10 protein-coding genes are annotated in these 12,368 nt (G+C 42.2%); 7 read left to right on the top strand and 3 right to left on the bottom strand.

The genetic code is table 11. From position 1 onward, the window contains the following. Positions 1 to 40: 40 nt before the first annotated feature. From BLS23_RS03430 to BLS23_RS03440, 3 genes are all read right to left on the bottom strand, one after another. A protein-coding gene (locus BLS23_RS03430; RefSeq protein WP_089651141.1) for an IS3 family transposase occupies positions 41 to 1,368 on the bottom strand; the annotation gives its coding sequence in 2 pieces (ribosomal slippage) (positions 41 to 990 and positions 990 to 1,368; 1,329 coding nt in all). Positions 1,369 to 1,508: 140 nt separating this feature from the next. Beyond that, a complete protein-coding gene (locus tag BLS23_RS03435) occupies positions 1,509 to 3,518 on the bottom strand; it encodes an acyltransferase family protein (RefSeq protein ID WP_089651142.1) in 2,010 nt (669 codons plus the stop codon). Between the two features lie 218 nt (positions 3,519 to 3,736). Next, positions 3,737 to 4,060, bottom strand: a complete 324-nt coding sequence (locus tag BLS23_RS03440; protein WP_089651143.1) for a hypothetical protein — start codon at positions 4,058 to 4,060, stop codon at positions 3,737 to 3,739. Between the two features lie 274 nt (positions 4,061 to 4,334). Here BLS23_RS03440 and BLS23_RS03445 point away from each other — a divergent pair, with 274 nt between their 5' ends. The 7 genes from BLS23_RS03445 (at position 4,335) to BLS23_RS03475 (ending at position 12,366) form a co-directional block, all read left to right on the top strand. Next, positions 4,335 to 5,753 (top strand): YfcC family protein, encoded by a 1,419-nt coding sequence (locus BLS23_RS03445; protein WP_089651144.1) that lies wholly within the window; start codon positions 4,335 to 4,337, stop codon positions 5,751 to 5,753. Between the two features lie 328 nt (positions 5,754 to 6,081). Further along, entirely contained in the window at positions 6,082 to 7,098 is a 1,017-nt protein-coding gene (locus BLS23_RS03450) for an ABC transporter ATP-binding protein (RefSeq protein ID WP_089651145.1), read from the top strand. After that, complete coding sequence (locus BLS23_RS03455) at positions 7,052 to 8,077, top strand: ABC transporter ATP-binding protein (RefSeq protein WP_089651146.1); 1,026 nt, start codon at positions 7,052 to 7,054, stop codon at positions 8,075 to 8,077. Before BLS23_RS03450 ends, BLS23_RS03455 begins: the two co-directional genes overlap by 47 nt. A 1-nt stretch (position 8,078) precedes the next feature. After that, positions 8,079 to 8,897: an IclR family transcriptional regulator gene (locus tag BLS23_RS03460; RefSeq protein ID WP_167355997.1), complete on the top strand. Its 819-nt coding sequence runs from the start codon at positions 8,079 to 8,081 to the stop codon at positions 8,895 to 8,897. A 3-nt stretch (positions 8,898 to 8,900) separates the two neighbouring features. Further along, positions 8,901 to 10,463 (top strand): ABC transporter substrate-binding protein, encoded by a 1,563-nt coding sequence (locus BLS23_RS03465; RefSeq protein WP_089651148.1) that lies wholly within the window; start codon positions 8,901 to 8,903, stop codon positions 10,461 to 10,463. A 68-nt stretch (positions 10,464 to 10,531) separates the two neighbouring features. Beyond that, positions 10,532 to 11,464, top strand: coding sequence for a nickel ABC transporter permease (nikB, locus tag BLS23_RS03470; RefSeq protein WP_089651149.1), 933 nt, complete (start codon positions 10,532 to 10,534; stop codon positions 11,462 to 11,464). Beyond that, the gene (locus BLS23_RS03475) at positions 11,464 to 12,366 is read left to right on the top strand and encodes an ABC transporter permease (RefSeq protein WP_089651150.1); all 903 of its coding nucleotides are present in this window, start codon (positions 11,464 to 11,466) and stop codon (positions 12,364 to 12,366) included. Before nikB ends, BLS23_RS03475 begins: the two co-directional genes overlap by 1 nt. Positions 12,367 to 12,368: the final 2 nt, after the last annotated feature.

Here is a 12,368-nt window from a genome sequence, read left to right on the forward strand (position 1 = left end):
TGAACTGTACCCCCAAAAATGGACAGTTTAATAAAAAGTGCTAGGCTGCTAATAGGTGACCTCGGTATTGTGCCGGGGTCATTTTTTGTAAGGACCACTGATATCGACGATGATTGTAATACTCCATATATTCTTCAATCGCTTGCTTGACTTCAAATACAGAAGAACACGCCTTGAAGTCGATTCCATCTTTCATATGCCCAAAGAAAGATTCCATCGGGGCATTATCCCAACAGTTACCGCGACGTGACATTGACTGATCCAAGCCAAGTTCGCTCACTTTCTTCTGGAACTCAGGGTGGGTATAGTGCACGCCTTGATCGGAATGGATTAAACAGTCAGGGTGAGGGATAAAGTCCTCCCGTTCCATTAACTTATCAAGCGTAGTGTACACGATATCCATCTTCAAGGAGGTAGAAATATGATAAGCTAAGATTTCTCGTGTCGCTCCATCTTTAATGGCGGATAGATAGGCTTTTTGTCCTTTTTCATAATAAACATAAGTGATATCCGTTAAGAGGACTTTGTGTGGTTCCTGTTGATCGAACTGGCGATCCAACTTATTTTCACACGTTTGATGTTCTTGCGTCGCTTGGGCGATTTTTTTATAGGGATTCGCTCTCCGGATCTTGCACACGATATTGTACTTGTTCATAATTCGGCGAATACGTTTAAGGTTCATCACAATCTTCTCATCATTCTCTAAAGCCATCTTGATCTGGATGGCACCCACTTTTCCCTTAGATTGGTCGTACACTTTCTTGATGATCGTATAGTCCGCTTCATCGCTTTGTTCCCTTTTTTGACGGGTTTCCTCTGCTTTCAACCAATTATAATAACCGGAACGACTTACTCCTGCCACTTCACAAAAATACTGAATTAAAGGAGGAAATCCATTTTCTCTTACCACTTTTTCAATGAGTTGAAATTTCTCTGATGTCGTTACTTTTTCTTCTTCGCCTGCCTTTCGAGTTCGTCGAGCTTTTTTACGAAATCTACCTCTGCCTCTAGATACGCAATACGCGCTTCTGCTTTCTTCAATTTCTCTTCCGTAGATAGTTCTTTGGAGGATGGACGTCCTGTGGCGCCTTTCCCTCTACGTTCTGTATAGAATCCATCTTCTCCGTACTTCTGGAACGTTTCCCGCCAACGCTTTATACATTGATTAGGTTTCTTAGATCCAATAATAGACATATCAAACCCATACTCTAAGAAAATTTGGTAAGGACCTTTCCCTTCTATGTTTTCTTTCACTGCCGTTACCTTAAAATCAGGAGAATAGGTGATGGAGCGATCGGATACCTTGATGACATTTGGGTTGGATTCTAGTTCTCTTCTTTGTGATTCAGTAAAAGTAATTTTGGACATCTCTATAACCTCGCTCTTATTGTTAATTTGATTATAAATGGATATCCGAGGTCATGAAACACAAAAAACCCCGAATAAGGGCACTTTTTTATCAGTGTCCATTATTCAGGGTATAGTTCAGTGCTGATAATAGTATAGTCTTACTTACTATCATAAAAATAATCTAGTGCCTTGCTTACTTTTTCTCCAACGAAAGGAGTCAACGTTTCCGCGTAAGTCCTTGTCAAATGATGCCCGTCCTGATAAACCAATACATTTCCGATGATCGGTTTACAGACATCCTCTTCACAGAATTTATCCGTCAAATCCGCATAGTACACATTATCTAAATCCAGTTTATCAATGTCGTCTGATAGATCCTCAAGATCATTCTCCGTCGTACATTCTTTAGCATTTGCACCATGTTCATCGATACAAGTTGGAATATCAAACTCAGCTCTTGGGTTGTCTTTCAAAGCAAATACGTTGATATCATGTTCCCCAAGCTTTTCCCATTGATCCACATACCCTTCAGGAATTCCTTCCCATTCTGTAGCATCGGCAGTTGTATAAACAAGGTCAGGTTTCTTCTCAATCAATTCGTCCATGACACTTTCATTCCACTCTGCACACGTTTTTTGATCGAGTTCTGTGGTCAATAGATAAGACTCGCTGGAGAATCGGCATGCGCTTCGTGTATAGTTCAGAATTTTGATGTTCTCTTCGTTCGCATATGCTTCCAATGGAGCCAACCAGTGGGCACTATGGGAGCCTCCGACTAAGGCGATGGTATAATCTGGATTGTCAACTTCTCCATATTCACACAGAATGACTTCTGACTCTTCCATACCTTGGTGACATCCATCATCATAACTTTTCGGTGTTTCTTCTTTTGCCTGTAAAACACTAGGTGCGAAAGGTTCATCTGAATGGAAGTCATCATTGGATGCCATCACTAAAGCACCAGGGTAATCATTGCTATTCGATATTTCCACACTGGCCGAGGCGAATTGTGCATCCTTCACGTACCAAGACCAGGAGCCATTTAGAATCACAACTGGAACAGCAATGGCCACTAGTATGAAGGCTAACTTTGGTTTCGACTGTATTTTTTTGTTTCTGATTGGCTTTTCAAATAGATGCGTAGTCACATAAGACAACACTATTGCCAACCCGATGATCAATAAACCGTGTGTGATTGGAACCGTGTCATTTCCGATGATGTTGAAATATAAGATTAATAGCGGCCAATGCCACAGATAGAAACCGTATGAGATTCCGCCGAACCGAACCAGTGGTTTCGCACTTAACAGATGGTGTACTCCAAATTTCCCGCCAGTATTCCCAGCAATCAAGATCAACACCGCGGACAGAACCGGCCATAGAGCCGCATATCCAGGGAAAACCGTCGACACTTGTAGGAGCAGACCACAACTCACTAGTCCGAATAAACCCAACCAGCCAATGATTAGATTCGTAGATTTATTAAAGGATATATTGGCTATGACCAAGGAAAGAATGCCACCGATGGCAAATTCCCATGCTCTAGCGAATGTATCAAAATAAGCCCATGGTTGATTCACTGAAGTCTTATAGACGGAATAGCTGATGGACACGACAAAGATCACAATCAATGTATAGAATAAAGAGTTTCTTGTTTTCATGTTTAACTTCTTTGCGATCGCTATGGATGTGATCAAGACTAAGGTCCAAATAATATAAAACTGAAACTGGGTACTCATGGCCCAAAAATGCTGCACAGGGCTGGCGACGTTATTTTGTGCCAAATAATCCACCGAGTTACTAGCCAGCTCCCAATTCTCAAAATAGACCAAAGAAGCAGCTACTTCCTTAATGATTGTTGACCACTGAGACTGAGGTAGGAAATAAAAACTAGTAATGATCACGAATATTAGAACTGAGAACGCTATTGGAAATAACCTTTTTCCCAGTTTTAGAAGAAAGCCGAATATGTCTATTTTCCCTGTTTTTTCAAACATATTTAAAAGAGAGATTGTTATTAAAAATCCGGATACGACGAAGAATACATCGACTCCACCTGAAACATTACCTAACCAGATATGGTAAACAGCGACTAATATCGCAGCTATCGCTCGTAATCCTTCTATCTCCGGCCTGAATTTTCTTTTCTTTTCTTTATATAGATTCATATAAAGCCTCCGTTTTATGTTAAATACCGTTACACATTTTACCATAGAACGTGGATTGAATGTTATCTCTCATAGAGGTTTTTATCTTATATACAATCGTGGACATGGGCTTACAAAAAAGAAGAAGAGGGAGGCAGAAATTATTGCTTCCCTCTTCTTCCTTTATTCATTATGTAGCTTTTAATGGTTCAAGATTGTTTATAGACAACCCGACCCTATTAAGCTCCTTTTGCAACAGGCGAGATAATCTCCTGTTGTTCTAATGTTGTTTGGTCGCTTTCTGTCGCAGGACGATACCCTTTCTCTAACAACCCTTTAATGTAGATCTTGTTATAAACAAAAGAAAAAATAATTCCAGGGATCCAGGCACCAATTCCAAGGGTGAAAATACCGGCAAGCATTGCAGTAACAAACATAATGACCGCCCATTTTAAATCTCCTCTAATAAGAGCAGGAATAAAACCGAAAAAGAAAGTAGTCCAACTGAATCCTACTTTCACCTCTTTGACGACTCCAGCATCATTCTTTAATTTGACATTCATGTTTACACCTCCATTCATTTAGTCACACGACTATTATACTAGAAAATAAAGGTGAGTATAGCGTTTTTTGTCAATTAATGAAAAATAACTGTAGATTTCCAGAAAAGTCTCCTTTTTAGACTTATGACCACTAGGAAGATCTTACTAAGAAACTACCTATAAAATTATTAGGAGTATCGTTGAATAAAAAACTGAATTTTGCGATTATAATCGAACTATAATATAATTCCCTTATATTTCAAGTAGAGGATATTATAAGGAGGTATGTCGTTAAATGAGTTTACCTGAAAAAGCACCAGAGGTTTCTAGTAACAGAAAGAAGAAGTGGGAGATGCCGGACACATACGTCATTCTGTTTGCTGTTTTGCTAGCAGCTGTTATCGCTACATACATCGTTCCATCCGGATCATTTGAAAGAGAGACACTTGATGGGGTAGAGCGAGTCGTTCCGAATACATATGCAAGTGTGGAGGGTGAACCAGCAGGATTTATGGATATTTTCCTAGCGTTACAAGAGGGAATGGTTCAGTCAGGTGGATTGATCTTCCTCGTTCTTTTCGCCGGAGGTGCTTTTGAGGTCATTGAGCGGTCGGGTGCCATTAAGGGAGGCATCTTGCGTGCTGTCGATAAAACGAAAGGGAAAGAGTTTTGGCTGATTGCCATTGTCTCTATTTTGTTTGCACTAGGTGGTGCAGTTGGAGCGGTAGCCAACTCTGTCATCCCATTTGTTGCGATTGGTGTGATTATTGCTAGAGCGTTGAAGCTTGATGCGATTGTAGCGGTTTCGATTACGTTTGGAGCCACGTTTGCCGGCTTTAACGTAGGCTTTTTAAACCCTTATACTGTAGGAATTGCACAGTCGATCGCAGACCTTCCTTTATTTTCGGGAATGGCTTTAAGAATCATCGCTTTTGTAGTGATCGTAGGGGTAACGATTCTTTACACATGGAGGTACGCGAAACGAATCCTCAATGACCCATCAAGAAGCTTGATCGGAGTATTAGATGAAAAGGATGCTTCACAAGATGAACTGCATGCCCCTTTTACGGCTAGACATAAATGGATTCTTTCCTTTGTAGCAGTTGCTCTTGCCTTCTTCATCTTTGCAACTATCCAATACAAATGGACGATCAACCACATGGCCGCTTTTTTCATCATTATCGGTATAGTTTCCGGAATCATTGCAGGAATGAATTACAATAAGATTGCTCTAACCTTCCTAGATGGGTGTCAAAAACTTGTGTATGGTGCACTTATTATCGGTGTTGCGCGTGCCATTCTGATTGTCATGGAGAATGCCAACATCCTCGATACGGCTGTCCATGCTTTGTCTGTTCCTTTGGAAGGACTTTCTCCTGTGATGGCGGCTCTTGGAATGTTTGTAGCCAATGGTGTCATGAACTTTCTCATACCATCTGGAAGCGGACAGGCGATGATTGCTATGCCGATTCTATCCCCGCTGGCTGACATGATTGGAGTTACACGTCAAGTTGCCGTTCAGGCTTATCAGTTTGGTGATGGATTTACGAACAGTATTTTTCCAACGTCAGGGCCGCTCATGGCAAGTCTTGCGGTAGCTGGAGTTCCCTGGATTAAATGGGCAAAATGGATGCTGCCGTTGTTATTGATTTGGGTGGTTATTGCTGTCATTATGCTTACGGTCGGCGTGTTGATTAGCTGGGGCCCGGTGTAAGAAAAGTTTATCTATTAAACTTGTTATATAGGTGAAACGATTTAAGCGTAGGGATAAAGGACCCTATGCTTTTTTGTTGTTTTTGAGTCTCTCTTATATTTCAACAAATTTACAGATAAGGTTTCTTCATTCTATTAAAAGATTCACATTTACGAGAATTTTTTATGTTCCTTTAATTCCTATAACTAAAGGGAAAACAGTAACTTTTTTGCGAGGAAAACTAGTTTTTATACTTTTTGAAAGGTTGATAATTTTCTGACCATTATGTATTATATGGTTAATCTAGGAAATGAAATCGCGTTTCAAATAGTGAAATGGAGGGGTGATCGTGTCAAAAGTCCTTGATGTCAAAGACTTAGAAGTATCGGTAAAAATAGATAACGAAAGAAGAAACATAGTTAATAAGGTCTCCTTCTCAGTCAACGAAGGGGAGACTCTTGGAATTGTAGGAGAATCAGGTTGTGGAAAGAGTATGACATCTCTGTCCATTATGGATCTTTTACCGCAAGCTCTATCGGTGACAGGTGGTTCCTTAACGCTTAATGGAGAAGAGTTGACCAAGTTATCGAAGAATGCATACAGAAAAAAGCGTGGAAAAGAAATGGCGATGATTTTTCAGGAACCGATGACGTCTCTTAATCCGGTTTATACCATTGGTTTTCAAATCGTTGAGCTTGTACGTAATCATACGAAAAAGTCGAAGAAAGAAGCGTATGATCGTGCGTTACATATGTTGAAGTTGGTTGGAATACCTCGCGCCGATCAGGTGCTGCATGAATATCCGCACCAGTTATCGGGTGGAATGAGACAGCGGGTCATGATTGCGATGGCTTTGTCTTGTAATCCTGGGCTATTGATTGCCGATGAGCCGACAACGGCTTTGGACGTTACCATTCAGGCGCAAATCTTACGGCTCATGCAGTCCCTGCAAGATGAGATGAATATGTCAATTGTGATGATTACTCATGATTTAGGTGTAGTCGCGGAAACTTGTGATCGCGTCATCGTGATGTATGCGGGGGAAGTTGTTGAAGAAGCGACTGTAGAAGAGCTCTTCGAATCACCTAAACACCCTTATACAAAGGGATTGGTCGCATCCGTTCCAAATATGGACAAGGATGAAGAGTACTTGTCTTCCATCAGTGGAACCGTGCCGACACCTGAGCAAATGCCTACAGGGTGCCGATTTGCTCCACGTTGTAAGCATGCATTTGAAGCTTGTCATCAGACGCCTCCATTGTTCGATGTCAATGAACAATCAAAGAGCCGTTGCTGGCTCTATCATGAGGAAGCTTCAAATGTTCAAGAAGGGAGGAAGGAAGTTGGCGCAGGAAACCATTCTTGAAGTGAAAAATTTGAAAAAGTACTTTCCGATCAAGGGAGGAATCTTCGGTAAAAAAACGTTGAATCAAGTCAAAGCCGTAGATGATGTCTCCTTTCATGTGAAGAAAGGGGAAACACTTGGAATTGTCGGTGAGTCAGGCTGTGGAAAAAGCACAACAGGCAAGACCATTCTGCAATTGATCGAAGCGACAGATGGAGAAGTCTTGTTTAAAGGTAAAGATATCACGAAGGCCTCTAAACAAGAGATGAAAAATCTACGGAGAGAAATACAAATCATTTTTCAGGATCCTTTCGCTTCCCTTAATCCAAGAATGAAAGTTGGAGAAATCATTGAAGAGCCTCTGATTAACTTTGGATTGTGTGAAGGAAAAAAAGCGAGAAGGGATCGTGTGCTTGAACTAATGGATCAGGTAGGATTAAGACCTGAACAAATCGACCGTCACCCTCACGAATTTAGTGGAGGGCAGCGACAAAGGATTGGGATAGCGAGAGCTTTAGCTTGTGAACCTAGTATTATCATTGCCGATGAACCCGTTTCAGCATTGGATGTTTCCATACAGTCTCAAGTATTGAACCTGTTGCGTGATTTACAAAAAGAATTGGGTTTAACGTACATATTTATTTCTCACGACTTGAGTGTGGTTAAACATTTTTGTGATCGTATCGGTGTCATGTACCTGGGGCGAATGGTGGAGATGGCTGGGAAACACGAACTCTATGACCGACCGCTCCATCCCTATGCAGAAGCGTTGTTATCTGCTGTTCCCGTAATGGATCCAAAGCGAAAGAAAAAAGACATTATCTTAGAAGGGGATGTACCAAGTCCTTCCGACCCACCTAAAGGGTGTGCCTTTCATCCTCGCTGTCCAATGAAAATGGACATTTGTTCTGAAGTCCGGCCTCAGCTGGAAAACCAAAATGGACGGTTTGTAGCCTGTCATTTATATGATCAGCCTACAGAACCAGAACGGACTGGATAGGATGAGTAAAACATTATCAAAAGCACTTCAACTTCTAAGATTTTTTACAGAAGAAACGCCTTATTGGAGGCTCGATAAAATATCTGAGGCATCCGATCTTCCGAAAGCAACCGTCTACCGGTTGATGAAGACGCTTGAGGAAGAAGGTTTTATTCAAAAAGTAAGTTTTTATCAGAATGGTGTATTCATCGATGGAGAAATGTATCAGTTAGGCACACGACTGATTGAGCTTGGACATATGGTTTCAAGTCAGCTCGAGATCCGAGGCCTTGCACTTCCGCATATGAGGAAGCTGCAGCAGGAGTTCGGAGAGTCCGTTCAACTCATTATCATGGATCAGGATGAAGCCATTTATATCGAAAAAGTTGAAAGTGATAAACCTGTCCGCTTATATACGAAAATTGGGAGAAGAGCCCCTCTTTACGCAGGGGCCTGTCCACGTACATTGTTATCTTTTTTACCTGACCATGAAATTCAACGAATTCTGCAGCAGGAGAAGGAGAAAAAGAAGTATGCCTCTCAAACGATGATCGATGACGAGGTAATTATGGAAAAGGTAAAAGAAACCCGTGATCGGGGGTATAGCTACAGTCAATCTGAACTTGAAGAAGGAACGGCCTCTGTAGGGACGCCGATTTTTGACCGGTTCGGGGAAATTGCAGCAGGAATCAGTGTGGCTGGATTTGCTTCGACTGTAACACCAAAACAGGCGGAAAGATATGCATCACCGATGTGGGAAGTTTGCGAGACACTTTCAAGACAGTTAGGTTTTTCAGAACCTTATCCGTATGGATCAAAAATCACAAAAATGGGGGAGTAGGAAATGAAGAAAGCAAAATGGAGTTTCATGTTATTATTTGTTGTTCTATTGCTGGCTGCCTGTAGTTCGGACACAGAAGAAACGAGTGCCGAAAATGATAGCGAGATTGAAGTGGAAGGCCGGGAAAATGAGTTAGTGGTAGGAGTTCCTGGTGATCCACAGAACTGGGATCCGATCGATACGTTCTTGTTGGATTGGAGTACGGTTGCGACATCCGTATTTGAAGGGCTTGTTGATCGAAACTTAGACCTTGAGCTGCAACCAGGCCTCGCTGAAAGCTGGGAGTATGTAGACGATCAAACCCTGCAGTTTAAACTTCGAGAAGGGGTAACTTTCCATAACGGAGAACCTTTCAATGCGGATGCGGTTAAGTTTACATTCGATCGTTTACTTGGCGAAGAAGGTGCACAAGGACCACAGCAAGCGAACTATACATCCATTGATAATGTAGAAGTTGTGGATGAGTACACCGTTAATTTCAACTTAAATGAAAAGGATCCGGTCCTTTTGACGAAACTTGCGGGTTATGGTGCCGTAATTGTTCCTCCGAAGTATATTGAAGAAAACGGGGATGAACATTTCAATACAAACCCTGTAGGTACAGGACCATTTAAAATGACTTCTTATGAACAGGATAGCAAAGCTGTGCTTGAGAAGAATGAAGACTACTGGAAAGACGGCGTTCCAAAACTTAATAAAGTGACTTTCCGTTTCATTCCAGAAGCGTCCACACGTCTTGCTGAATTGCAAACGGGCGAAATTGATGTCATGAAGCGTGTGGAGATTAGTCAAGTTGAATCCTTGAAGGATCATCCATCTCTCTCTATTCAAGAAGTGGGAACACCAACGGTTTATTCTTTGCGTTTCAATACGGAGAAAGAACCTTTTGACGATAAGCGTGTAAGACAAGCGGTGAACTACGCCATTGATAAAGATGCCATTATTGAGGAAATCCTCGGTGGGTACGGAGAGAAAATCAGCACGTTCCAAAGTGAGCTTTCTTTTGGTAACAACCCTGATCTGAAGCCATATCCATATGACCCTGAAAAGGCGAAGCAACTTCTTGAAGAAGCTGGTGTCGCTGAAGGAACGGAAGTAGACATTTATATTCCTGGTAACGATGGAAACTTCAAAGAAATTACTCAAGTCGTATCCTATTACCTTGAAGAAGTCGGCTTGAAAGCGAACATTGAAAGTGTCGATAGCAACACGTTGATTTCTGACCTTATCCCAAGTGGCGAAGCCGGCCATATGTACCGTCAAGGCTGGGGCGGATGGACGCTGGACTTTGATAATACGGCCTACCTTATGTACCACGAAGGAGAACACTGGAACCCTTCTTTCTATGATGAAGAAGTAGAGGAGTTGCTGGAAGCAGAGCGTACAACGGTGGATCAGGAAAAACGTGAAGAAATCTTCATGAAGCTAACGGAGCGTCTGCATGAATTGGCTCCTGAAGCGAACCTTTACTCTGAAGTTGCTCTTTATGCCGTCCATGATCGTGTGAAAAACTTCCAACCACCTCACGAAGATCGTATGCGTTTAGAAGAAGTAACCGTCGAATAGTTGGAATGGAAGAAGGCAGGAAGCACCCCTGTCTTCTTCTATATCATTGATTGATAGGAGGGAACATTGTGTTACAGTTCATTATTCGGCGTCTATTACATAGTATATTAGTTCTCTTAGCCATCTCCGTGATCATCTTCTTTAGTATTCGACTGACGGGTGATCCGGTTACCGTCATGTTTGCTGCTGGTGAACCATCTCCAGAAGCCATTGAAAGCGTAAGAGAAAATCTTGGTCTGGACGAACCTTTACCCGTGCAGTATTTGGTATTTTTGAAAAATCTGGCAACATTTGATCTTGGAGAGTCATTCAGAACAGGCTTACCGGTGACAGAGATGGTCGTAGACAAAATGGGAGCGACATTGCTTCTCGCATTTGGTGGGGTTTTTGTCGCTATGCTGATCGCCTTTCCCGTAGGCATTTTATCAGCAGTGAAAAGAGGGACAGCTGTAGACTTCTTTGGTCGTATCTTTTCACTCATCGGCATATCCTTTCCTAACTTCTGGCTCGGAATCATGCTGATTTTGATTTTTTCTGTGAACCTTCAATGGCTGCCGGCTTCTGGTTATGATGGGATCGAATATTTGATTCTGCCTTCCATTGCGCTTGGGATGATCCTATCCGGTATTCTTGCGAGGTTAGTCCGATCTTCCATGCTTGAAAATCTATCACAACAATATGTTTCAACCGCCCGTTCCAAAGGGTTGAAAGAGTGGGTCGTCATCATGCGCCACACCTTCCGTAACGCTCTGATTCCGACCATTACATTCCTTGGTATTCAGTTCGGTTCCCTGTTAGGTGGGACTGTGATTATTGAACAAGTCTTTTCATGGCCAGGCGTCGGCCGTATGATCATTGATGCGATTAACCAGCGTGACTATCCCGTCATTCAGGGCGGCGTCATCATGCTTGCGATGATCATGGTCTTAGTTAACTTACTCGTTGATATCAGCTATAGTCTGATCGATCCGAGAATCAAAGCGGGAGGTGGCAGTAGCTGATGGAACCTGCAGTCTATGAACAAGAAGAACAAGTGCAACAAACGAAACCGAAGAAAAAGTTCCGGCCAGGTCTATTCCTGCTGAAGAATGCTTCCGGAATGTTCGGACTCCTTCTCGTTATCGTCAGTGTTTCCTGTGCGTTATTCGCTCCTTGGATAGCCCCCATGGATCCGACGGAAGCTCAATTGACTTCAAGACTTGCTCCACCCTCTATCTCAGGGGCTGATACAGAACACCTATTAGGTGCTGATCAGATCGGACGTGATTTATTCAGCCGAATCATTTATGGGGCAAGGATCTCCTTAATGGTTGGATTCTTTGGTGTTCTTTTAGCGATGGTTGTAGGAACAATTCTAGGTTTGATTTCAGGGTATGTTGGTAAATGGATGGATGATCTGATTATGCGTCTGGCTGATATTCAGCTTGCCTTCCCATTTATTTTGTTTGCCATCATTATCATGAGTGTACTGGGTACTGGAATTTGGAAAATTGTCATCATTTTGGGGTTAACCTATTGGGTCGGTTTTGCCCGTCTGATCCGGGGACAGGTGATGTCGCTGAAAGAACTGGAATATATTCAGGCTGCGAAAGCGGTCGGTGGCTCTCATCTACGAATCATCGGAAAACACATCTTCCCAAATGTTGTGTCTTCTATTCTCGTGTTAGGTACGCTTTTCATTGCTGAGTTTATCTTGCTCGAAGCTTCTTTAACCTTCTTAGGATTAGGAGTGGATCCAACGATTCCTTCCTGGGGAGGCATGTTATCCGATAGTCGTAACTATATCAGTTCAGCTTGGTGGACCGCTACATTCCCGGGTATTGCGATTATGATTACTGTACTAGGATTCAATTTATTCGGCGATTGGCTTAGGGATAAGTTTGATCCAAACCTTGATGTGTAGGT

Source organism: Halobacillus aidingensis (genome assembly GCF_900104185.1).
Taxonomy (GTDB): domain Bacteria; phylum Bacillota; class Bacilli; order Bacillales; family Halobacillaceae; genus Halobacillus; species Halobacillus aidingensis.